The sequence below is a fragment of the Primorskyibacter flagellatus genome, assembly GCF_048268605.1.
Lineage (GTDB): Bacteria > Pseudomonadota > Alphaproteobacteria > Rhodobacterales > Rhodobacteraceae > Primorskyibacter > Primorskyibacter flagellatus.
The window spans coordinates 585,313-608,049 of the sequence record NZ_JBLWVF010000001.1 but is presented as its reverse complement, the minus strand read 5'-3'; the positions used below and the strand labels follow the sequence as shown (position 1 = coordinate 608,049).

General features: G+C 59.8%; 23 protein-coding genes. 11 read left to right on the top strand and 12 right to left on the bottom strand.

Features of this window, described 5'->3' with window-relative positions; all coding sequences use genetic code 11:
* Window position 1: 1 nt before the first annotated feature.
* From ACN0WV_RS02890 to ACN0WV_RS02870, 5 genes are all read right to left on the bottom strand, one after another.
* Window positions 2–1,033, bottom strand: coding sequence for a sensor histidine kinase (locus ACN0WV_RS02890; RefSeq protein ID WP_417603681.1), 1,032 nt, complete (start codon window positions 1,031–1,033; stop codon window positions 2–4).
* The gene (locus ACN0WV_RS02885; protein WP_417603679.1) at window positions 1,030–2,205 is read right to left on the bottom strand and encodes a trans-sulfuration enzyme family protein; all 1,176 of its coding nucleotides are present in this window, start codon (window positions 2,203–2,205) and stop codon (window positions 1,030–1,032) included. Before ACN0WV_RS02885 ends, ACN0WV_RS02890 begins: the two co-directional genes overlap by 4 nt.
* A 193-nt stretch (window positions 2,206–2,398) precedes the next feature.
* Entirely contained in the window at window positions 2,399–2,920 is a 522-nt protein-coding gene (locus tag ACN0WV_RS02880) for a gamma carbonic anhydrase family protein (RefSeq protein WP_417603677.1), read from the bottom strand.
* On the bottom strand, window positions 2,917–3,561 hold the full coding sequence (gene gmk / locus ACN0WV_RS02875; RefSeq protein ID WP_417603675.1) for a guanylate kinase: 645 nt from the start codon (window positions 3,559–3,561) through the stop codon (window positions 2,917–2,919). The genes ACN0WV_RS02880 and gmk overlap by 4 nt, the downstream gene beginning before the upstream one ends.
* 3 nt (window positions 3,562–3,564) lie before the next feature.
* Window positions 3,565–4,455, bottom strand: a complete 891-nt coding sequence (locus tag ACN0WV_RS02870; protein ID WP_417603673.1) for a YicC/YloC family endoribonuclease — start codon at window positions 4,453–4,455, stop codon at window positions 3,565–3,567.
* 197 nt (window positions 4,456–4,652) lie between these two features.
* On the opposite strand from ACN0WV_RS02870, the gene ACN0WV_RS02865 reads away from it, so the two are divergent.
* The gene (locus ACN0WV_RS02865) at window positions 4,653–5,417 is read left to right on the top strand and encodes a PAS domain-containing protein (protein WP_417603671.1); all 765 of its coding nucleotides are present in this window, start codon (window positions 4,653–4,655) and stop codon (window positions 5,415–5,417) included.
* 181 nt (window positions 5,418–5,598) lie between these two features.
* On the opposite strand, the gene ACN0WV_RS02860 is transcribed toward ACN0WV_RS02865, so the two are convergent.
* A complete protein-coding gene (locus tag ACN0WV_RS02860) occupies window positions 5,599–6,966 on the bottom strand; it encodes a class II 3-deoxy-7-phosphoheptulonate synthase (protein ID WP_084350020.1) in 1,368 nt (455 codons plus the stop codon).
* Between the two features lie 176 nt (window positions 6,967–7,142).
* Between ACN0WV_RS02860 and ACN0WV_RS02855 the strand changes: the two genes are divergently transcribed.
* The 9 genes from ACN0WV_RS02855 (at window position 7,143) to ACN0WV_RS02815 (ending at window position 15,853) form a co-directional block, all read left to right on the top strand.
* Complete coding sequence (locus ACN0WV_RS02855) at window positions 7,143–8,147, top strand: GlxA family transcriptional regulator (protein ID WP_084350019.1); 1,005 nt, start codon at window positions 7,143–7,145, stop codon at window positions 8,145–8,147.
* A 315-nt stretch (window positions 8,148–8,462) separates the two neighbouring features.
* A complete protein-coding gene (locus ACN0WV_RS02850) occupies window positions 8,463–9,659 on the top strand; it encodes an ABC transporter substrate-binding protein (protein ID WP_417603668.1) in 1,197 nt (398 codons plus the stop codon).
* A gap of 86 nt (window positions 9,660–9,745) precedes the next feature.
* Window positions 9,746–10,522 (top strand): ABC transporter ATP-binding protein, encoded by a 777-nt coding sequence (locus ACN0WV_RS02845; RefSeq protein ID WP_417603666.1) that lies wholly within the window; start codon window positions 9,746–9,748, stop codon window positions 10,520–10,522.
* 109 nt (window positions 10,523–10,631) lie between these two features.
* Entirely contained in the window at window positions 10,632–11,459 is an 828-nt protein-coding gene (locus ACN0WV_RS02840; protein WP_417603664.1) for an ABC transporter ATP-binding protein, read from the top strand.
* 3 nt (window positions 11,460–11,462) lie between these two features.
* Complete coding sequence (locus ACN0WV_RS02835; protein WP_417603662.1) at window positions 11,463–11,705, top strand: hypothetical protein; 243 nt, start codon at window positions 11,463–11,465, stop codon at window positions 11,703–11,705.
* On the top strand, window positions 11,705–12,715 hold the full coding sequence (locus ACN0WV_RS02830; protein WP_417603660.1) for a branched-chain amino acid ABC transporter permease: 1,011 nt from the start codon (window positions 11,705–11,707) through the stop codon (window positions 12,713–12,715). Before ACN0WV_RS02835 ends, ACN0WV_RS02830 begins: the two co-directional genes overlap by 1 nt.
* Before the next feature lie 67 nt (window positions 12,716–12,782).
* Window positions 12,783–13,802: a hypothetical protein gene (locus ACN0WV_RS02825; protein WP_417603658.1), complete on the top strand. Its 1,020-nt coding sequence runs from the start codon at window positions 12,783–12,785 to the stop codon at window positions 13,800–13,802.
* Window positions 13,803–13,920: 118 nt separating this feature from the next.
* Entirely contained in the window at window positions 13,921–14,370 is a 450-nt protein-coding gene (locus tag ACN0WV_RS02820) for a MarR family winged helix-turn-helix transcriptional regulator (RefSeq protein WP_417603656.1), read from the top strand.
* Window positions 14,371–14,557: 187 nt separating this feature from the next.
* Entirely contained in the window at window positions 14,558–15,853 is a 1,296-nt protein-coding gene (locus ACN0WV_RS02815; protein ID WP_417603654.1) for a branched-chain amino acid ABC transporter permease, read from the top strand.
* Window positions 15,854–15,965: 112 nt separating this feature from the next.
* Here ACN0WV_RS02815 and ACN0WV_RS02810 read toward each other — a convergent pair whose 3' ends face one another.
* Complete coding sequence (locus ACN0WV_RS02810; RefSeq protein WP_417603652.1) at window positions 15,966–17,522, bottom strand: helicase HerA-like domain-containing protein; 1,557 nt, start codon at window positions 17,520–17,522, stop codon at window positions 15,966–15,968.
* A 516-nt stretch (window positions 17,523–18,038) separates the two neighbouring features.
* On the opposite strand from ACN0WV_RS02810, the gene ACN0WV_RS02805 reads away from it, so the two are divergent.
* Complete coding sequence (locus ACN0WV_RS02805; RefSeq protein WP_417603650.1) at window positions 18,039–18,734, top strand: invasion associated locus B family protein; 696 nt, start codon at window positions 18,039–18,041, stop codon at window positions 18,732–18,734.
* Between the two features lie 92 nt (window positions 18,735–18,826).
* On the opposite strand, the gene lpxB is transcribed toward ACN0WV_RS02805, so the two are convergent.
* The 5 genes from lpxB to ACN0WV_RS02780 all read right to left on the bottom strand — a co-directional run bounded on the left by lpxB (window position 18,827) and on the right by ACN0WV_RS02780 (window position 22,736).
* Window positions 18,827–19,993 carry a lipid-A-disaccharide synthase gene (lpxB, locus tag ACN0WV_RS02800; protein WP_084350300.1) on the bottom strand — a complete coding sequence of 389 codons (1,167 nt, stop codon included), beginning with the start codon at window positions 19,991–19,993 and terminating at the stop codon, window positions 18,827–18,829.
* A gap of 4 nt (window positions 19,994–19,997) precedes the next feature.
* Window positions 19,998–20,807 (bottom strand): LpxI family protein, encoded by an 810-nt coding sequence (locus tag ACN0WV_RS02795; protein WP_417603648.1) that lies wholly within the window; start codon window positions 20,805–20,807, stop codon window positions 19,998–20,000.
* Window positions 20,808–20,809: 2 nt separating this feature from the next.
* Complete coding sequence (gene lpxA, locus ACN0WV_RS02790) at window positions 20,810–21,595, bottom strand: acyl-ACP--UDP-N-acetylglucosamine O-acyltransferase (RefSeq protein WP_417603646.1); 786 nt, start codon at window positions 21,593–21,595, stop codon at window positions 20,810–20,812.
* Window positions 21,592–22,053: a 3-hydroxyacyl-ACP dehydratase FabZ gene (gene fabZ, locus ACN0WV_RS02785; protein WP_084350006.1), complete on the bottom strand. Its 462-nt coding sequence runs from the start codon at window positions 22,051–22,053 to the stop codon at window positions 21,592–21,594. The genes lpxA and fabZ overlap by 4 nt, the downstream gene beginning before the upstream one ends.
* A gap of 65 nt (window positions 22,054–22,118) precedes the next feature.
* Complete coding sequence (locus tag ACN0WV_RS02780; RefSeq protein ID WP_417603644.1) at window positions 22,119–22,736, bottom strand: OmpH/Skp family outer membrane protein; 618 nt, start codon at window positions 22,734–22,736, stop codon at window positions 22,119–22,121.
* Window position 22,737: the final 1 nt, after the last annotated feature.

Genomic DNA, 22,737 nt, shown 5'->3' with positions numbered 1-22,737 from the left:
TCTATCCAATGGGCAACAAAACGCTGACGGTCGTCCCCTGCCCTTTTTCACTGGTAATGCGCATCCGGCCACGATGGCGGTTGATGATGTGCTTGACGATTGCCAATCCCAGTCCGGTGCCGCCCATCTCTCGCGACCGGTGGCTGTCGGCGCGGTAGAACCGTTCCGTCAGGCGGGGAATATGGATCGCGTCGATGCCCAGTCCGGTATCCCGCACCGTCAGCTGGGTGCCGTCGCTCCGCAAACGCGGTTGGTAGACGGGGCTCGTGACCGACATCGTAACCGTCGACCCGCGCCCGCTATATTTGATCGCATTCTCTGTGAGGTTGATCAGAACCTGACGCAGTTGATCGGAATCGGCGGCAATATCAAACCCGTCCTCGGGCAGATCCAACATCAGGGTCACCCCGGCATCCTCGGCCAAAGGCGCAAGCGAATGCGATGTGGAGCGGACCAATCCGCACAGGTCGACCCGCGCGGTCGGACGGACCCGCTCTTCCGATTCGACATGGCTGAGTGACAACAGATCGCCGACAAGCCGATTCATCCGGTTGGCCTCACGCTCCATGATCCCAAGAAAGCGTTCGCGTGCCACGGCATCCTCGCGCGCGGGGCCACGCAGCGTTTCCACGAAGCCCATCAGCGCCGTCAGCGGCGTGCGCAATTCGTGGCTGACATTTGCCACGAAGTCACGGCGCATCTGTACGGCCTGCTCCATATGCGTGACATCCTCGAAACAGATCAGCGCGCCGGCATCCGGAACGTGCCGCGCGCTGACCTTGTAGGTGACGTCCTGCGCCCCGACCGATGTCAGATAGCGCGCCGTCGCCGCCGATCCGTCACGCAGGCATCCTTCTATGACATCAAGAACGGCAGGCTGGCGCAGCACGGCTATAAAATGCCGCCCCCTGACACCTGGACCAAGCAGCTTGTCGGCCTCGGCATTGGCAGCTTGCACGCGTTCATCTGCACCGACGAGGATCGTCGCCAGCGGGATCGCGTCGACCAGCGCTTTTGCCAGATCAGAACTCATGCCTGCCTTGCAGCCTTTAGCCCTTTGTCGAACACTGCCAGCAGCGCAGCTGGATCCTCGAGACCAACCGAGACGCGGAAGAACCCTTCGGTCAAGCCGAGCGCGGCGCGCAGTGCGGGGGTCAGGCTGCGATGCGAGGAACTGGCCGGGTGCGACAGCGTCGTGCCCACATCGCCCAGCGTCGGTGCGAAGGCCACGCCATCCGCAGCTTTGACAAAGGCATTGGCCGCGTCGCGCCCGCCGTCCAGCTCAAAGCTGACCATGTTGCATCCGCGCCCTTGCAACAGCCCCTGCGCGCGGGTGTGATCAGGGTGATCGACGCGCGTGGGATAGAGAACCCGTTTCACGCCCGCCTGCCTGGCCAGATGTTCGGCCAGACGCTGCGCTGTCGCCTCTGCCCGGTCGAACCGCAGGTCAAAGGACATCAATCCGCGTTCGGCCAGCCAGCAATCGAACGGGCTGGCGGTCAGCCCTATGGTCACGGCGAAATCGTACAGCTTGCGGCGCAGGGCTTCGTCCTTTGCGGCCACATATCCCAGCGTCACGTCGGAATGCCCCGCCATCAGCTTGGTGACGGAATGGATCAGAATGTCGGCACCCATCTCCAGCGGCCGGATGGCACGAGGGGTCGTGAAGGTATTGTCCACGGCCAGCAGGATGTTCTTTTCACGGGCAAGCTCGATCAGCCCGTTCATGTCGGCCACCCGCAGCGTCGGGTTCGAGACAACCTCGATCAGGATCAGCTTTGTCTCTGGTCGCAAAGCGGCGCGCATCGCGTCAACATCGGTCGGATCGGCTTGCGACGTGGCGATGCCCAGCCGTGGCAGGTCCTCTTTCAGCATCCGCAGAGACCGCCCATAAAGCTGATCGCCCCCCAGCACATGATCGCCCGCTTCAAGCAGACCCAACAGAACCGCCGTCACCGCCGCCATGCCGGACCCGACGACCAGCCCGCCGGTCGCGCCTTCCATCGCATCTATCCGGCGCGCCAGCACGTCCGCGTTGGGATGCCCCTCACGCGCATAGGTATAGCCCTCGACAATGCCGCCATATTGAGCGTCCAGCGCATCCGGGCTATCGGCGGCATAAACCACCGATGGCATCAGCGGCGTGACAACCGCGTGTTGTGCGCCCGCTGGCAGCCCCCCGGGACGGATGAGAGTAGGCTTCATGGCGTGTCCTTTCGGATGGGTGTCGGTCTGTCGGAGTCCAGATCTGTTGTGGATAACTTGCCCAATTTGGAACGATCACGGTTAACCCCGGCGCTTTTACACAGTGCCGCGCCTTCTTGTGAATGGATGGCGGCCACTTTTTCGACATAATCAGGGTTAATGCAAAACATGCCGCAGGACGTGGTATACCGTTTCAGACTGGCTTCAGCCCGGTGCGAAACCGCCGCATATTGTCCTGATAGTGCCGCGCACTTTGACGCAACCCCTCGATGGCGGCATCGTCCAATTGGCGCACAACCTTACCCGGCGCACCCATGACCAGCGAACCGTCGGGAATTTCCTTGCCTTCGGTGATCAGAGCACCGGCGCCGATCAGGCAATTGTCGCCGATCTTCGCGCCATTCAACACGGTTGCCCCCATGCCGATCAGCGAGTTCTGCCCGATGGTACAGCCGTGCAGCATGACCTTATGGCCGATGGTACACCCAGCGCCGATTGTCAGCGGATATCCGATATCGGTATGAAACACGCAGTTCTCCTGCACGTTCGAGCCTTCGCCGATCAGAATTTCCTCATTATCGCCGCGCAAAGTGCTGCCGAACCAGACCGATGCCCCCGCTTGCAGAACAATTCGCCCGATCAGGTTCGCATCTGGTGCAACCCAGCTATCTTCAGCAATATCAGGCGCTTGTCCGTCGATTCTATACAGTGTCATGCGGAGATCTCCTCGAATTCCTTTTGCAGATTGCGAACATGATCCAGCAGGCCGGGTTGCCGCGCGCGGCGCAGCCGTTCTGCTGTCACGATGGTGCGCAGCTTTTCAAAGCTCTGATCCAGATCGTCATTGACCAGCACATAGTCGTAACCGTCCCAGTGGCTAATCTCGTCCCAGCTTTTCTGCATTCGCTTGGCGATCACCTCGGCGCTGTCTTGCCCACGGCTTTCCAGACGGCGGCGCAATTCGGCAATCGAGGGCGGCAGAACGAAAACTGACAGCACGAAATCACGCAGGACAGAGTTGGAAATCTGCTGTGCGCCCTGCCAGTCAATGTCGAACAAAACGTCGCGCCCGGCTTCGATTGCCGCTTGAACCGGTGCCATAGGAGAGCCGTAGAAGTTGCCGAAAACATGGGCATGTTCCAGCATCTGGCCTTCGATGACGTCATGCTTGAACTGCTCTTCGGCCATGAAATGATAGTCCTTGCCGTCAACTTCGCCGGGACGGGGCGCGCGTGTCGTCGCGGAAACCGAAAAGCGCAGGCTGGGGTCCCATTCCAGCAACCGCTTGGACAGGGTTGATTTGCCCGCACCCGAAGGCGAGGACAGGATAATCAAAAGGCCGCGCCGGTCGGTCATTGCCTACTCCACGTTCTGAACTTGTTCGCGCATCTGGTCGATCACCGTCTTCAGGTCCAGCCCGACGCGCGTCAAGGGCTGGAATTGTGCCTTCGAACTCAATGTGTTGGCTTCGCGATTGAATTCCTGAGTCAGAAAATCCAACCTGCGCCCCACGGGACCATCGCTGGCCAGAAGATCACGGGCGGCGGCGACATGCGCGTGCAGGCGGTCCAGCTCTTCTGTCACATCCGCCTTGACAGCGATCAGTGCCAATTCCTGCGCCACCCGGTCCGGATCGGCACGGTCGGTATTATCCAGCGCGCGCGAAAGCGCGGTTTTCATCCGCGCAGCCATGTCTTTGCGACGCGCCTCGCCAAGCGTTTCGGCTTCGCCCGTCAGCAGCTTGATCTGGTCGATCTTGGCGGTCAGAATGGATTGCAATGCCTCACCCTCTGCTTCCCGCATGGCACAGAAGCTTTTGAGAACAGGGATAAAATCCGCTTCCAATGTATCGCGCAACCCAGCGGTGTCCGTATCGGTTGTGCTGTTGTCAAGGATGCCGCGCAACGCCAAAATTCCGGTCGCGGTGGCGGGTGCCAGCGTGATGCCGCGATCCATCGCGCGCGTCTCTACCTCTGCCAAAGCCGTCAGGGTCGCGTCCAGTTGGTCCGCGTTCAGCTGCTGAGGTGCCGCGCCTTCATCAGCCTGTAGGCGCAAGTTCAGCGTTATATTTCCGCGCTTTACGGCCTTGCCTAAACGGGCGCGCAACGCAGTCTCCAACCCCTCGATCCAATCGGGAACACGCAGACGCAGATCCAGCCCGCGTGCATTGACGCTGCGGATCTCCCATGTCCAACGGTAGCGCCCCGCACTGCCCTGCCCCGAGGCAAAACCGGTCATCGACTGCCGCATGAATGTTCCTTTCAGGTCGGTTGCCTATCGGTTACGCAATCCGGGCCGCGCTGGCAAGCGAACCCGGTCAGAGGATGCGTTAACCTTTTGGAAAGAAATGTGGCGAAACGGTGATCGCCATGCGCTATTAAGGTATTCGTAACCTTTGTGAAGCCAAATTAACCTGAACTTCGGTCGGCGAACAAAGAAGGATATTAGTGAGTGGAGTTTTCGCCGTGTTTTCCCGGAAAAAGACCGCCAAGAACGTGATTTCAATTCAGCCATATCAAGAAAAAAACCAGACATCGGCACTGCGCCTTGTCGATGCCTATTGGCATGGGCTGCGGCATGATCATCCGATCCCGGCGCGCAGCGAGGTTGATCGGCGCGGATTGCAGGGCGCGCTGGACGTGTCTTTCATCGTCGAGCGTATCGGAAAAGGACTTGCGCGTCTGCGGGTTGCCGGAGCGCATCTGTCCGACCTGATGGGCATGGAGGTTGCGGGCATGCCGTTAAGCGCGCTCTTCGTCCCTGAAAGCCGCGAGTCGCTTGCCAGCGCATTGCAAAAGGCGTTTGCCGAACCCGCGATCCTGCGTCTTGAACTGCGCGCTGAAGCGGGTATCGGTCGGCCTGCATTGACCGGCAAGCTGGTGCTTTATCCACTGCGCTCCCACACCGGTGAGGTCGACCGGGCAATGGGCGCTCTCGTGACAGAGGGTAAAATCGGCCGCCTGCCCTGCCGGATGGAGATCGTCGGCGTTCGGGTCGAAACACTGAACCTGATCGGCGTGTGCCGCGTGGACCTGCGCCCCGATCGTCAGACGGATACGCCGTCGCTTGTGCCGCGCAAGCGGAATATGGCCCCTGTGCAGCCACAGCCGATCCGGAACAATGTGAATGCCACCGGTCCCGGCTTTGCTGAAGGAGCCGCGCCTTTCGGGAACAAACCAGCATTACGGTTGGTGCGGACCGACGATTACTGAAGGCCTTTTGTAGCAGTCGAATATTGAAACGGCGCGCAACCCGCGCCGGGTGTTTTATTGATGAGTGGGAGCGCAAGGCTATTCGCTTTGCTCTCCTTTTTTTCGTAATGCGCCCTGCTTTGTCGCCAAAAAAAAGGCGCTCGGTTGTTGAGCGCCTTTCTTACGGTATTTTGGAACCGGTTTAGCTCGCTGCGGCAGCCAGCGCATCGCGCCGCCCGGTCAGTTCTTCTGCAACCAGGAAGGCCAATTCCAGCGATTGCGACGCATTGAGGCGCGGGTCGCAGGCGGTGTGGTAACGGTCCGACAGATCCTCGTCGCTGACATCGCGGACGCCGCCTGTGCATTCGGTCACGTCCTGGCCGGTCATCTCGAAATGCACGCCGCCCGGGATTGTGCCCTCGGCCTTGTGAACGCCAAAGAACTCGCGCACTTCACGCAGCACCGACTCAAATGGCCGGGTCTTGTAGCCGGTCGAGGATTTGATCGTGTTGCCATGCATCGGGTCGCAAACCCAGGTGACATTGGCACCTTCTTCCTGAACGGCCTTAACAAGGCGCGGCAGGTGTTCCGCGACCTTGCCGGCACCGAAGCGGGCGATCAGTGTCAGCTTGCCCTCGTCATTGTCGGGATTCAGACGCGACATCAGAACCTTGAGATCCTCTGCCGTGGTGGTCGGGCCGCATTTCATGCCAACCGGGTTCAGCACGCCGCGCGCGAATTCGACATGCGCGCCGTCGGGCTGGCGCGTGCGATCGCCGATCCAGATCATGTGCCCGGACCCGGCCAGCCATTTGCCGGAGGTCGAATCCTGACGGCACAGCGCCTCTTCATATTCCAGAAGCAGCGATTCATGGCTGGTGTAGAAATCCACAGTCTGCAACGTGTGCGAGGCTTTGGAATCTACGCCAGCGGCCTTCATGAAATCCAGCGTGTCACTGATACGGTTGGCCATGTCGCGATATTTCGCGGCCTTCTCGCCTTCGGTAAAGCCAAGCGTCCACTGATGCACCTGATGCACGTCGGCATAGCCGCCGGTCGAAAAGGCGCGCAGCAGGTTCAGCGTGGCGGCAGCCTGGGTATAGGCCTGCAACATCTTCTGCGGGTCGGGCGTGCGCGCCTTTTCCGAGAAGTCCAGCTCGTTGATGATGTCGCCGCGGTAGCTGGGCAGTTCCATCCCGTCCTTGACCTCTGTGGGCGCGGAACGCGGCTTGGCGAACTGACCGGCCATGCGGCCGACCTTCACCACCGGCACCTTGGCACCGTAGGTCAGGACCATCGCCATCTGCAACATCACCTTGAAGGTGTCGCGGATGGAATTGGCACTGAACTGGTCGAAGGACTCGGCACAATCACCGCCCTGCAACAGGAACGCCTCGCCGCGTGCGGCGGCCCCCAGTTGGGATTTCAGCGTGCGCGCCTCGCCGGCAAAGACCAGCGGCGGATATTTGGCAAGCTGTGCTTCAACGGCATTCAGCGCGGCCTCATCCGTATAATCAGGCATCTGAACCCGCGGCATGTTACGCCAGCTCGATTTCTGCCACTCGGTCATTTGTTCTCTCCGGTCGTTAGCGATAGCGGGGCCTCTATACAAAACCGCGCGGCAAGTGACCACAAGCAAATGCAGCCCTGCCCCTTGACGGGTTATCGTGCTTCTGGCCAATTGAAACAAGACATCCACGGGGCTTGCGCAACGCGACACCCGGCAGACGCAGGGAGACCGGAAGGATGGCGTCACAACGTCAGGTCATCGAGATCGTTGAAACGCCGACCAAACCCCGGCATTTCGTGTTCGTCTTGCTGGAACAATTCACGCTGCTGTCTTTCGCTGCGGCGATGGATTGCCTGCGCCTTGCCAATCGCATGTCCGGCAAAGAGCTTTACAGCTGGCGGGTGATCGCTGAAGGCGGCGGCCATGCCGTCAGCTCTACCGGTACCACGTTTGCGCTGGATGGCGATCTGGACGAGCTGCATCGCGACGATACCATCATGCTGTGCGGCGGCACAGATGTGCAGGAAGCTACCTCCAAACGTCTGTTGAACTGGCTGCGGCGCGAATCCCGGCGTGGGCTGACAGTTGGAGGATTGTGTACGGCATCCTTCACTTTGGCGCGGGCCGGGCTGTTGAACGGAAAGCGGGCGACGATCCATTGGGAAAACCACGACAGCTTTGCCGAAGAGTTCGAGGACGTGAAGCTGACAAAATCCGTTTTCGTGGTAGACGGCACCCGGCTCACTACCGCAGGCGGGACGTCTTCGATTGATCTGTTTCTACAGCTAATCGCCGACGATCACGGCGAGGAGCTGGCAAATGCGGTCGCCGACCAGCAGATCTATTCGGCCATCCGCACGGATCAGGACACACAACGCCTGTCCGTCCCGACACGGATCGGTGTGCGCCATCCCAAGTTGAGCCAGGTCATTCACAAGATGGAAGCCAATATCGAGGAACCGATCAGCCCATCGGTCCTGGCGCAAGAGGTCAGTATGTCCACACGGCAGCTGGAGCGTCTGTTTCGCCGCTATCTTAATCGTTCGCCCAAGCGATATTACATGGAATTGCGGCTGCAAAAGGCGCGGAACCTGCTGATGCAGACGGATATGAGCGTCATCAACGTCGCACTCGCCTGCGGTTTTGCATCGCCCTCACATTTTTCGAAATGCTACCGCGCCCATTATCAAACCACCCCCTACCGCGAGCGCGGCAGCCATGCGGCGCGCCTGCCGGTATGAGGTTCAATGACTGCGTGATCTGGCGCCACCCGCCCCGGACTTGATCCGGGGCCTCAACGTCATGAGCAGAAAGGCCCCGGATCAAGTCCGGGGCGGGTGCACTTGGACGCGCATGCGGCACCATACAAACCAGGGTGCGCTGCCAGATCCGGTGCCGAAGCTCACCTTTCAGGCATCCGGTTCAGTCAATGTTCAAACCGCGCAAAACAAACCCGTCCGACCATCGCGCAACGGCAACATCACACGGCTCTTTTCATTTAGCATGACGCCGCTTAGGCTTTGGTCAGGACAAATGTTCCAACTCGGGAGAAGACAATGAAAAGACTTTTGATGGCCACCGCTGCGAGCGCCCTCACTGCGAGTGGCGTTTATGCTGAAAGCCACGCAAGTACCGTGAATATAGGCGTCATACTGGGCTTCACAGGCCCGATCGAATCGCTGACGCCGATGATGGCTGGCTCTGCCGAACTGGCGCTGAGCGAAGTCAATGACAGCGGCAAGTTCCTGGACGGCGTGACGCTTGCACCGGTGCGCGCGGATTCGACCTGCGTTGACAGCGCTGCCGCCACGGCCGCTGCGGAACGTCTGGTCACGACCGATGGTGTCGTGGCGATCATGGGCGCTGACTGCTCTGGCGTGACCGGGGCGGTCCTGTCGAACGTGGCCGTCCCCAATGGCGTGCCGATGATCTCGCCCTCGGCAACGTCGCCGGGCCTGTCGAATGCCGAAGATAACGGGCTGTTCTTCCGCACCGCACCATCTGACGCGCGTCAGGGTGAAGTGCTGGCCAATCTGCTGGCCGACAAGGACATCACCTCTGTCGCGGTGACCTATACCAACAATGACTACGGCAAAGGCCTGTCCGACAGCTTCATCTCGTCTTTCGAGGCGAATGGCGGCACCGTCACGCTGAACGCCCCGCATGAGGACGGCAAAGCCGACTATTCCGCAGAAATCGGCGCTTTGGCCTCGGCGGGTGGCGATCTTCTGGTCGTTCTGGGCTATTCCGATCAGGGCGGCAAGGGCATCATTCAGGCCTCGCTCGACACCGGCGCGTTTGACACGTTCATGATGGGCGACGGCATGTATAGCGACGCCCTGATGGCGGATCTTGGCGGCGATATGGAAGGCTCCTTCGGCGCGGTGCCATGGTCCGAAGGCGAAGGCACAGAGAAATTCGCGGCCCTCGCCGAAACGGCAGGCGTGAACAGCGAGTCGTCCTTCACCCGTGAAAGCTATGATGCGGCGGCGCTGATCGCGCTGGCGATGATGGCGGGTGGCGAGGCGACCTCGAAGGCCGTCGCGGACAACGTCATGGATGTGGCAAATGCCCCCGGTGAACAGATCCTGCCGGGCGAATTGGCCAAAGCGCTGGAAATCCTCGCCAATGGCGGTGAGGTCGATTACGTCGGTGCCACCAATGTGGAACTGATCGGACCGGGCGAAGCCGCAGGCACCTATCGCGAATACACCATCACCGATGGTGGTTATGAAACGGTGTCGTTCCGCTGAACGTCAATACGCAAACCCAAGCAGCCCGGTTTTCCGGGCTGTTTCAATAAGATGAGAGGCGTCATCAAGGCGCGGAAAGGGGTGCTGTGATACGGGTTGAGAACCTGCACAAGCATTTTGGCGGATTTCATGCCGTTGATGGGGCGTCGCTTGAGATCGCCACCGGATCAATCACCGGACTTGTTGGGCCAAACGGCGCTGGAAAAACAACGCTTTTCAATGTGATAGCAGGCGTTCTTGAGCCGACCTCCGGGCGCGTCAGCATGGATGGCGAAGATATTTCCGGCCTGCCGCCACATGTCCTGTTTCATAAGGGCATGTTACGCACCTTCCAGATCGCGCATGAATTCGGCTCGATGACCTGCCGTGAAAACCTGATGATGGTTCCGGGTGGCCAGTCGGGTGAAACGCTGTGGAACGCGTGGTTCAGCCGCGGACGGATTGCGCAGGAAGAGTCTGCTTTGCTGAAGAAGGCCGATGAAGTCCTTGATTTTCTGACAATTTCGCATCTCAAGGATGAACGCGCGGGCAACCTGTCCGGTGGGCAGAAAAAACTGCTGGAGCTGGGCCGCACGATGATGGTGGATGCCAAGGTCGTCTTTCTTGACGAGGTCGGCGCGGGCGTGAACCGCACCTTGCTCAACACCATCGGGGACGCGATCTTGCGGCTGAATCAAGAGCGCGGCTATACGTTCTGCATGATCGAACACGACATGGATTTCATCGGCCGTCTTTGCGATCCGGTGATTGTCATGGCCGAAGGCAAAGTTCTCGCACAAGGCACGATTGACGAGATCAAGGCCAATGATGCGGTGATCGAGGCTTATCTCGGCACGGGCCTGAAGAACAAGGAGATGGTGTGATGGAGGGTTTGTCAGAACAACATGCCACCAAAACCCGTTGTCAACGGTGCCTCACGCGTGGATTCGTGACTGAAAAGACCGGTTTCGCACTACGTCGGGCGGACTGCGGATGAGCGGCAACCCCTGGCAGGATGATCGCGGCAATCGCGACCGGTCAATCACCAACCCGCACGGAATGGGATCGGTCATGCGTGCGGCGGGCGGTGGCAAGGCCACTGATGCGCAAGGCAATCCTTTCCTGATCGGCAAGGAAATGTCCGGTGGGTACGGGCGGGGCGCAGACATTCTGCACGGCTGTACGATCGCAGTGGAGCGCGGGGAAATCGCAGTGATCGTCGGCCCTAACGGTGCGGGCAAATCCACCGCGATGAAGGCCGTTTTCGGCATGCTGGATCTGCGCGAGGGCCATGTGGTGCTGGACGGCGAGGACATCACCAAACTCAGCCCGCAGGACCGTGTGGTCAAGGGCATGGGCTTTGTGCCGCAGACGCATAACATCTTCACCTCGATGACGGTCGAAGAGAATCTGGAGATGGGGGCATTCGTGCGGCGCGACGATTTTCGCGACACGATGGAGCAGGTCTATGACCTGTTTCCGATCCTGCGCGACAAGCGGCGTCAGGCGGCGGGAGAACTGTCCGGTGGCCAGCGCCAGCAGGTTGCTGTCGGCCGCGCGCTGATGACCAAGCCCAAGGTGCTTATGCTGGACGAACCCACCGCAGGCGTCAGCCCCATCGTCATGGACGAGCTGTTCGACCGCATCATCGAGGTCGCGCGCACCGGTATCCCGATCCTGATGGTGGAACAGAACGCCCGGCAGGCGCTGGCGATCGCCGACAAGGGCTATGTGCTGGTGCAAGGCGCAAATGCCTTCACCGGAACCGGCAAGGAGTTGCTGGCGGATGATGATGTGCGCAAGAGTTTTCTGGGGGGATAGGGTGTGAATTATACGAAAATGGGCCGCGTCTTCGCCAATTGGTCTTGCGTATTGGGCGCGTTTTCAATCGCGCTGGGAATATCCTTTGACGTTTTCCCACCAATTGCCGAGCCTTTTGGCGCGCGCGCCGATGGCAGCCTCTTGCGCAAAGAAGGATATGTCGTGCTTTGCGCAGGGCTGGTGCTTGGCGTTTTGACGGATATCAGCCGCGTTTTACACACGAACCCCACGCCGGAGACGCGCTGATGGATTTTCTCAACGCCATCGTCGCCCTGTCCAACTTCGTTCTGATCCCGGCACTAGCCTATGGCAGCCAGTTGGCGCTTGGTGCGTTGGGTGTCACGCTGATCTACGGCATCTTGCGGTTTTCGAATTTTGCGCATGGCGACACGATGGCATTCGGCACGATGGTCGTCGTGCTGGTGACATGGGCCATGCAGGCGGCGGGAATCAGCTTTGGTCCGCTGCCGACGGCGCTCTTGGCCCTGCCCTTCGGCATTGCTGGCGCTGCCGCGATGGTCTTGCTGACCGACCGTGCGGTCTATCGTTTTTACCGCGCGCAAAAGGCTAAACCGGTGATCCTTGTCATCGTCTCCATGGGGGTGATGTTCATCTATAACGGCGTCACGCGCTTCATCATCGGGCCGGAAGATCAGCGCTTTGCCGATGGCGAACGGTTCATCATCGGCGCGCGCGAGTTCAAGGAAATGACCGGCCTTGACGAAGGGTTGGCGATCAAGAGCACACAAGCCATCACGCTGGTAACGGCCGTGGTTGTGGTCGCATTGCTTTTCTGGTTTCTCAACCGCACCCGCACCGGCAAATCCATGCGGGCCTATTCGGATAACGAGGATCTGGCGCTGCTGTCGGGTATCAACCCCGAACGGGTGGTGCTGGTCACCTGGTTGCTTGTCGCGGCATTGGCGACGGTGGCGGGTACGCTGTATGGGCTGGACAAAAGCTTCAAGCCGTTCACCTATTTCCAACTGCTGTTGCCGATCTTCGCCAGCGCCATTGTTGGCGGGTTGGGCAGCCCGGTGGGTGCCATCGCAGGCGGTTTTGTCATTGCGTTTTCCGAGGTGGGCATCACCTATGCCTGGAAAAAAGTGCTGGTCTATATGATGCCCGGAGCACTGGAACCGGACGGATTGGTACAGCTTCTGAGTACGGAGTATAAATTCGCCGTCAGCTTTATGATCCTGCTGATCGTGCTATTGTTCCGGCCAACCGGCCTTTTCCGAGGAAAATCAGTTTGATTTCCCGGCGAGGCGCAGCAACAACGCCTCGATAGAAATACAAACGCCAGCACTAGAGATATAAACCGTGAAACCGAAGCTCCTGATCCACACCGGACTGCCCAAGACCGGAACAACCACGATCCAATTGCATTGTTCGCTGAATCGCCAGGTGTTGGCGCAGAATGGCTGGCTCTATCCCGAAACCGGGCGGCAATGGCATGCGCATCACACATTCGGCAATTTCTTTCGCACCGATAACAAGCAACTGGCGTGGATTCGGCAGGCCGATGCTGCCAAGGTGCGCTGGGTACTGGCCCGCGAACGCGAACAAAGCGGCGCCCAAAATGTCGTGATCAGTTCAGAGTCGTTGTTTCATATCAATGATCTGATACGGCTGACGCAATATTTTTCGGACTATGACATCAACATGCTGGTCTATCTGCGCAGGCAGGATGAGTGGCTGGAATCAGTTTACCGACAGCAATTACGCGGCGGTGCCGTCTTCAGCGATCGCCACAGCTATTTGCGGCAGATGAAACCTAGCCTGAACTACGATCGTGTCCTGCGCGACTGGGAGAATGCCATCGGCATCGACCGGATCTCGGTGCGACGTTTTGAGCCGAAATTCTATGAAACCTCGCTGATCGAGCAGTTTATGGACGTGCTCGGGCTGACGCTGACCCCTGACTACAGGCAAGCACCACGCCGCAATGACAAGCTGAACCGTGCGGCGATGGATTTCCTCATGAAATTCCCCAATGAGCGGCGGATCAACCACGAGTATCGACTGCTACAGAAAACGCTTGAGGCATGGTCCCAGGACCGTCCTGACAAGCCAGAGCATGAGGCGCTTTATCCGCCAGGTGAGCGGCTGGCAATTGCCCGGGAATTTGCCGAAAGCAATGCGCTGATCGCGGCGCGTTATCTGGCGGATGGGGACGATCTGTTCCGCTCGCCCCTGCCCGATTTGAATGAGCCTTGGCAGAATTACCCCGGCCTGACGGCGGATGAGGCCGTGAGTATTGCCCACACAGTCTGGAAGGCACAGAGCACGCAGGACAAAAAGACTGCGCAGGGTTCTGAAACGGTAGCGGCGCAAGCGTAACGCTGCCGATAAGGTCAAAACCGTAAAGGCTATTGACAATAGGCCGGGTGCGCCCCAAATGTTCCATAAGCGCTGGAACACCGGCACCATCATCAGATAACTCCCGGAGCATATTCTCATGAGCACAACCACGGATTTCGCCCGCATCATCGTGAACGCATTTTCGCTGCAATCCGCGATTACCAGCAACAAGATATTGGCTGACAAGGGCCTGACCACAGCCGGCTGGCTGGTTCTGCGTCGTCTGGCCAACAAGGAGGACCTGTCAGTCGCAGCCCTCGGTCGCGCATTTTCGTTGACCCGTCAGCGGATGTTCCAGATCGTCAACCGTCTGGCCGAAAAAGGTTATGTCGAGCTGAAGATAAACGAAGACGAAAAGCGCGCCCGAAAGGTTCTGCTGACAGATGCAGGCCGCACCGTGCTGCAAGTTGTCGAAAAGGAGCTGACCGTCCTGCTTGGCGACGCGCTTTCCGAACTGCCTGAAAAGTCGATGGAGAAATCCGCGCGCGTGTTGCGCAAGCTGACCGACACTGTGGCCGGAAACAAGACTGACAAGGCCGAAAGCTGAGCTTCACGCCCCCTTTCAGGGCCAACAGACAACCGGTACCGTATCTGCGGTGCCGGTTTTTCTTTGTCTATGGGCAAAGTTGACGCCAATTCCTGCTTTGCCTCCCTGCCCCTGACGTGCAAACTGCGCCACAGTCCGGCACCCGGACCAGCGCGCAAGTTTGTTCAGCAAGACGGAGACCATCCCGATGACCTCACGCGAGATTATCCTGTTTGCAGTCGTGGGGCTGTTGATCCTTGGATCCGGGTTTCTGCAAAGCTGGAACACCGCCCTGCTGATCCTGAATATGGGGCTGATTTCGGCAATAATGAGCCTGGGCGTGAACCTGCAATGGGGTTTTGCGGGGCTATTCAACGTCGGCATCATGGGCTTCGTGGCCTTGGGCGGGCTGGCGACAGTTCTTGTTTCCGCGCCGCCCGTGGCAGAGGCTTGGGCAGCAGGCGGCTTGCGGGTGCTTGGCGGGCTGTTGGTCGGCGCAGGGGTCATCGCTGCTGCGGTTATCGCTTGGGGACGGCTTGCCGGACGGTTGCGCGGACTGGTGGTCTTTGTCCTGATCGTGGCGGGCTTTTTCATCTTCCGCGCCGTGTTCGATGCAGGCGTTGACGCGGTCGAGGCGATCAGCCCCGCCACCACCGGGTATCTTGGCGGGCTGGGGCTGCCGGTATTGATCGCCTGGCCGGTGGGCGGCCTTCTGGCGGCGGGTGCGGCGTGGCTGATCGGCAAGACCGCACTGGGGTTGCGGTCAGATTACCTTGCCATCGCCACGCTTGGCATTGCCGAGATCGTCATCGCTATAATGAAGAACGAGGATTGGCTGACGCGCGGCGTCAAGAATGTCATCGGCCTGCCGCGGCCCCTGCCCTACGAGATTGATTTGCAGAACGATCCCGGTTTTGTCGAACGCGCTGCGGGCTTCGGGCTTGATCCAACCACCGCATCCACACTTTTCGTCAAACTGGGCTACGGAGCGCTTTTTGCGGCCGTTCTGGTGGTGCTTCTGACCCTGTCACAACTGGCGCTGAGAAGTCCTTGGGGTCGGATGATGCGCGCGATCCGGGACAATGAAACCGCTGCTCGGGCGATGGGCAAGGATGTCACCGGTCGGCATCTCCAGATATTCATCCTCGGCTCTGCGATTTGCGGCATTGCGGGCGCTATGATGACCACGCTGGACGGCCAGTTGACTCCAAGCAGCTACCAACCGCTGCGCTATACGTTTCTTGTCTGGGTGATGGTGATTGTCGGCGGCTCTGGCAACAATTTGGGCGCGGTCCTTGGCGGGTTCCTGATCTGGTTCCTATGGGTCGAGGTGGAGCCGATCGGAAGTGCCCTGATGGGGCTGATCACCGCCGGGATGAGCGACGGATCCTGGCTGAAAAGCCACCTGCTGGACAGCGTGGCGCATATGCGGCTGCTGACCATGGGTTTGATCCTGCTTTTGGTGCTGCGTTTCAGTCCGCGGGGACTGTTGCCGGAGCGATGACATTTCTGCGTCAACGATCCTGCGGCGGTGCAGCTTGAGAAGGTCGACGCCTCCGGCGGGAGTATTTGTGCCAAGAAGAAGGGGTGGTGCCCTTGTTAGGGGCGTCGCGGCGTTATCGAGCCTTGAAGAGACCGCCCAGAATGCCGCGAACAATGCGGCGACCGGTGGTGCCTTTGATTTCTTTGACAAGGACATTGGCGATGGCACCGCCGAGGCTGCTATCGTCGAAATCGAGCGTGCCTTTCCGCGACTTTGAGGAAGAGCGCGACACGCGTGTGCCTGAGTAGCGCCGTGCGGCGCTGAACTCGCGCTCTGCTGCGGATTGCTCTTCCTCGCGATGCTCTGCGTCCTCTGCGGCGCGGGCGGCGGCCTCGGCACGCCGTTGCAGCATTTCGCTGGCGGAGTCGCGATCCACGGCATCGGCATATTTTGTGCCCAGATCGGATGCGGCGACGTGTTTGGAACGTGCGGCATTCGTGATCGGGCCCAGTTTCGAAGATGGCGGACGGATCAAAGTGCGCTGCACAATCCCCGGCACGCCTTTCTTCATCAGCATCGAGGTCACCGCCTCGCCTACACCAACCTCACGGATCGTCGATTCCGTGTCGAAATCCGGGTTGGGCCGGTAGGTTTCAGCCGCCATCCGCAGGGCTTTCTTGTCGCGCGCAGTGAAGGCGCGCAAGGCGTGCTGGACCCGGTTGCCAAGCTGGCCGAGGATATCTTCGGGGATGTCGTCGGGGTTCTGGCTGATGAAATAGACGCCGACGCCTTTTGACCGGATCAGCCGCGCAACCTGTTCAACCTTGTCGACCAGCGCCTTCGGGGCATCGTCGAACAGCAAATGTGCTTCGTCGAAAAAGAAGACCAGCTTGGGCTTGTCGGGGTCACCAACCTCGGGCAGCTCTTCGAACAGCTCTGACAGCAGCCACAGCAGGAAGGTCGCATACAGCCGTGGCGCGCCCATCAGCGTGTCGGCAGCAAGGATGTTGATCTGGCCACGTCCGTCCTTGCCCACGCGCATCATATCGGCCAAATCCAGAGCCGGTTCGCCGAAGATCTGCGTCCCGCCTTGGTTTTCCAGCACCAACAGGCGGCGTTGAATGGCACCGATCGACGCAACCGAGATATTGCCATATCGCAGGCTGAGGTCGGCACGGTTTTCGCCGGTCCAAACCAGCAGCGCCTGCAAATCCTTGAGGTCGAGAATGGGCAGCCCCTGTTCGTCGGCCAGCCGGAAGGCGATGTTGAGGATGCCTTCCTGCGCTTCGGTCAGATCCAGCAGCCGCGAAATCAGCAATGGGCCCATCTCGGCCACGGTGGTGCGCACGGGATGTCCCTGCTTGCCGAACAGATCCCAGAAAACCGCCGGGAATGCATCATAGCTGAAGTCAGTAAACCCGATCCGGGCCGCGCGTTCGGTGAAGGCATCATGCAAATTGACATCCACACTGCCGGGTTCCGCCAGCCCGGACAAATCGCCTTTTACATCCGACAGGAAAACCGGAACGCCAGCGGCAGAAAAACCCTCGGCCAGGATCTGCAGTGTGACGGTTTTCCCGGTGCCGGTCGCCCCTGCGATCAGACCGTGCCGATTGGCGTATTTGAGATCAAGAAACTGCTTCTCGACATAGTCCGCTCCGCCACCTCCGATGAAGATTCCGTTATCCATTGATCGCTGCCCCTGCTGCTGGCCCGTAACGCCCTGAACATCTAACCTTAACCATTTCCGTTGAAAGTCAAATACGTCCGGTGCCACATGTCCTCTTTGGTCTCGGACAGACTTCCTCCCTGTTAGACTGGCCGCACCTTCGGGTGCGGCATTTTTTTGGCCGAACGGCTTTGAGCACGACGTTCAAATCGATTCGGGTTGAGAATTCCGTCAAGAAAAATTTCATGCAACCCATCTTAGATGCCGATATTTTTTCTGTTGACCGTGACATTCAAGTCTCGTACCGTTTCAGCAATGATGAAGTCGGCCAGTCCGACGGGGAGTGAAGAATACAGAAAGGAGCCTTAGGGCTCCTTTCGCACTTTTAGACAACCCCTTGTTTCCATGTTGCTATTTTACACTCATTCCGGGCAGGTTCTTGCTGGATTTGCCGGAACATGGCCAATTTTGGCCTGACATCCGCCGGTGTGCATGGTAAGCGCCTGCCAGAGACCACTAGCTCTGGGAGAGCAATTTATGAATACCTACCTCAGTGCTCTGACACTTGCCGCCCTGATGGCTTCGTCATCGGCGGTCTTCGCGCAAGACGCGACGGACGCGGCACCTGCCGAGTCCACAACAGAGCAAGCCGAAACCGCAGCGCCCGCAGCAGATGCGCCCGCAGCAGATGCGCCCGCAGCAGATGCTCCCGCGACAGAGGCTCCGGCCACAGGCGCGTTGGCCGATCAGCTTGACACTGGCGAAGAAGCCGATGCCGCGCAGTCGCAGACATATGTGCGCGAAAAGATCGGTGACTGGGATATGCAGTGCCTGCGTGTCGAGGAAGGCGAAGAGCCGTGCCAGATGTATCAGTTGCTGACAGACGGACAGGGCAACAGCGTTGCCGAAGTCAGCCTTTTCCGCGTCAAGGACGGGGGACAGGTCGAGGCTGGCGGGACCTTCGTAGTGCCTCTTGAAACGCTTCTGACGCAAAAAATGTCGATCTCGGTAGATGGTGGACAGCCCAAGCGTTACGACTTTACGCTGTGCAATCCGATTGGATGTTATGCCCGCGTCGGCTTTACGGCCGATGACGTGAACCGCTTCAAGCGCGGCAAAGTGGCAAAGATCACCATCGTTCCGGCGCTGGCACCAGATCAGAAAGTGACGGTCGATATGTCCTTGACCGGGTTCACCGACGGATATTCCAAGACCAGCGAACTGGCGAACTGATCCATCCCTTTTGGGGATGATGCGCCGCGTCCGGAAACACCGGGCGCGGCGTTTTTCGTTGGCGATGAGAGAGGGGTCTGCCGTTTCGGACGCTATTGCCCGGAGTTTGCGGATTCTGCGATCCCGTCCAGAACGGCTTGGGCGGCGCGAAGGCCCGGCGCGCCCCCCCCCTTGCCCAGCTTTTGCATCGTTTCAGACATTGCCGCCTGCTGCGCCTCGGGATGGGCGAGCACTTCCAGCACGGCCTCTGCAACCATGGCGGGCTGACAGGCTTTGCCGATAAATTCCGGCACGTTGCGCGAATTTGTCACCAGGTTGACCAGGGTCACTGAATCAACGCGCAACATCCGCGAGATGACCTGCCGCGACAACCAGTTCATGTCATAGGCGACCACCATCGGTGTGCCCGCTGCGGCCAGTTCAAGGCTGACCGTGCCGGATGCCGCAAGCGCCGCCCGTGCCCCGGCGAATGCACCGCGCTTCAACGCCGGGTCAGGATGGCTGCGCGGATCAAGCACGACCGGATTTCCCGGCCATGAGACGGCTGCTTGCATGACCGCATCGGCAACCGGGGCGGCCGCCGGAATCACCGGGCGCAAACCGGGCCGTTCATCCAGAACGCGGGCGAGGACCTGGCCAAAGATCGGCGCGAGACGACCGACCTCGGACCGTCGTGATCCGGGCAGGATCAGCAGGTAATCACCCTGAATGTCAAAGCTGTCGCGGAAAGCGATGATCTCGTCCGGGGTTGCGACAGGATCGGTCACGACGGGATGGCCGACAAAATCGCAGCGCATGCCCGCGGCTTCCATATAGGGCGGCTCGAACGGGAACAGCGCCAGTACCTGATCAATATGGCGCGCCATCTTGGCGGCCCTGCCGGGACGCCATGCCCAGACGGTGGGTGCCACATAATGCACGGTGCGGATGTCGCTGGCCGCCTTGACCAGTCGCGCGACGCGTAGCGAAAATTCCGGCAGGTCGATGCTGATCAACACATCCGGGCGCGCCGCAATCACTGCGTCGGCGGTTTCACGGATGCGCGCCTTGAGATGGGAGTATTGCGACAGGATCTCGGTGATCCCCATGATCGAGATCTCGTCCATCGGGAACAGGCTGTCCAGCCCTTGCGCTTCCATCCGGGGGCCGCCGACGCCCTGAAAGTGGACCTGTCCGGAGGTCAGTTCGGTCAGCCCCTGCATCATGGCTGCGCCCAGTTTGTCGCCTGACAGCTCGCCTGCAATGACGAAGACACGCAGCGGCTCAGACATCGCGGGCCTGTAGGAATATTCCTGCCTCTTTGGCTGCGCTCAGCGTGGCGTCACGCTCTAGGATCAATACGCCGCCTGCCGCGATGACGATGCCGCCAAGACCTGCGCATTTTGCACCTTCAATCGTGCGCGGTCCGATGCTGGGCATGTCCACGCGTAAATCCTGACCGTGCTTTGGCAGTTTGACCAACACGCCGGGTGCCTTGGGACGCCGTTCTGCTTGGGTCGCCGCAGCCATGTCAAGCAATGCATCCGTGCCTTGAAGTGTCTCGATGCCGAGGCAAAGCCCGCCGGCAACAATCGCCGCCTGCCCCAGATCGAACGGGGACAGGGCGGACAGAACTGCGGCGGCCCTCTCTGTATCGGCTTTCGCGATGTCGTCTGGTTCCGGCCCGCAAAGCATGCCGGCCGAGGCGGTCAAGCCAGCGACAAGCTCATGTGCGCCGATAACGTCAAAACCGCGCTCTTCGAACAGGGCTACGATATGGCGCAAGAGACCGTCATCGCCGTGATGCAGAGCCGTCTCGAAGGCGGGCGCAAGGGCGGCCGTTTCAGCGTCAAAAATTGCCGGGTCAAGCGCTGGCCGCGCCATCGCGCCTGCCATGACGACGCGAGTCACACCTTGGGCACGCAGATCATCGAACAGAGCACCAAGTTGCTCTATCCGGTGTTCACGCGCGGCACCGTTGGGAAGATCATGGGCCATGCCGTTCAGGGTGACGCAATAGGCGTCTGGATGCGCCTGAAGGATGCGCGGGGGCAATTGGCCACTACCCGCCAAAAGGCCAAGCCGTCCCGCCATGATCAGCCCGGCGTCAGGAAGGAACGGTCGGTCGCGCCGAGGATGAAATCGACGATATGGCGTACATAGTCGCTTTCAGTTTCTGCCCCCAGACGTTTGGCACGGTCCTGAAAGGCGCCCTCGCCCTGCGCCAGCATCTGGAACGCGGCCCGCAGCGCCGTGATATCCGAGCGTGCGACGCCTTTGCGCTTCAGTCCCACAAGGTTCAGCCCATCCAGCTTGCCGCGCGGTGCCTGGACAAGGCCGTAAGGTATGACGTCATTTGTCACCATGGTCACGGCACCGATGATGGCACCACGCCCGATACGGACCCATTGATGCACGCCAGACAGCCCGCCGACGATTACATCGTCCTCCAGCACGCAATGGCCGGCAAGGGCCGAGTTGTTCACCAGAATGACCCGGTCGCCGACCTGAGCGTCATGGGCGACGTGACAGCCGGCCATGAACAGCCCGTCATTGCCCACACGCGTGACGCCGCCGCCGCCCGCAGTGCCGGCGTTCATGGTGACATGTTCACGGATACGGTTGCGGGTGCCGATCTCCAGCCGCGTTTCCTCGCCCTTGAATTTCAGATCCTGTGGCACTTCGCCGATCACCGCGAAGGGGAATATCTCGGTCGCTTCGCCGATGGACGTGACGCCCGTAACAACCACATGGCTTTTCAGAACCACGCCTGGGCCAAGCGTTACCTTCGGCCCAACATGGCAGAACGGCCCGATCTGGCAGCCATCGCCGATCGTGGCCCCATCTTCGATTACTGCGGAAGGATGGATGTCTGACGTCACGCGGGCAAATCCATCATCGCGGTGAATTCCGCCTCGGCGGCCATCTCGCCCTCTACCTCGGCAACACCCTGAAATTTCCAGACCTTGCCGCCGGGCTTGCCACGAAGTGTTTTCAGCGACATGCGCAGCACGTCACCGGGAATGACCTTGCGGCGGAATTTGCATTTATCGATCGCCATGAAATAGATCAGCATGTCCTTATCGGCCAGATCCAGCGCCACGCCGACCATCACCGCAGAGGTCTGCGCCATCGCTTCGACAATCGTGACGCCGGGCATGATCGGGGTGCCGGGGAAATGACCCTGGAAATGCGGTTCGTTCATGGAGACGTTCTTGATGCCGACGGCAGAGGATGTGCCGTCGATATCAATGACGCGGTCGACCAGAAGGAACGGATAGCGATGCGGCAGGATGCGCTGGATCAGCTGGATATCCGCAGTTTTCAAAGCCTCGGTCATATGGGATCCTTGACAAGTGGCATGGGTCATTGTGACCTAGCAACTGACGCGCCTCGGGGCAAGCTCTAGGGATCTGAAGGAACCGTCTCACCTTCGGCAGGAGGCACCGGATCGGGCGCGGGCCCGTCCGGTGCAGGCTGTACTTTGTCGGTGCCGTTTCCTAGAAGCTGATCGATTTGGGTGATCGCCTCGTCGGTGATGTCTATCGCGTCTGCGCTGAGAAAGACACTGCGGCGTTCAACAAGGACGGCAGCACCGGCCTCTCGCATCAGTTCACCCAAAACGGGCTGTGCGGCCGCGAGAAACACCCGTCGCACTTCGTCGGTGCGGCCCGCAAAAGCCCGCCCCTTCGCATCCTGTTCTTCCCGGATTCTTTGCACCTTTTCATCGAACGCGTCTGCAAGCGCCCGAAATTCAGCCGGTGGCAATTTGGAACGCCGTTCCGTCAGCCTTTTTTCTTCGGCAGTCAGTTCTGCCTCGATCTGCCGATTTTGGCTGGACAGTTCGAGGCCTTCCGCCTCGACCTTGTCGGCGAGCCTCTGGCCATACAGGCTCTCGTTGAACAACCTGTCGGCCTCGACCGTCAGGATCGGGCTTTTGACCATATCCTGGGCGGATGCTGAATAGCCAAAGAAAAGGGCGGCAGCCAATGCCGCCGCCCCGAATGTCTTGCGAAGCATCATG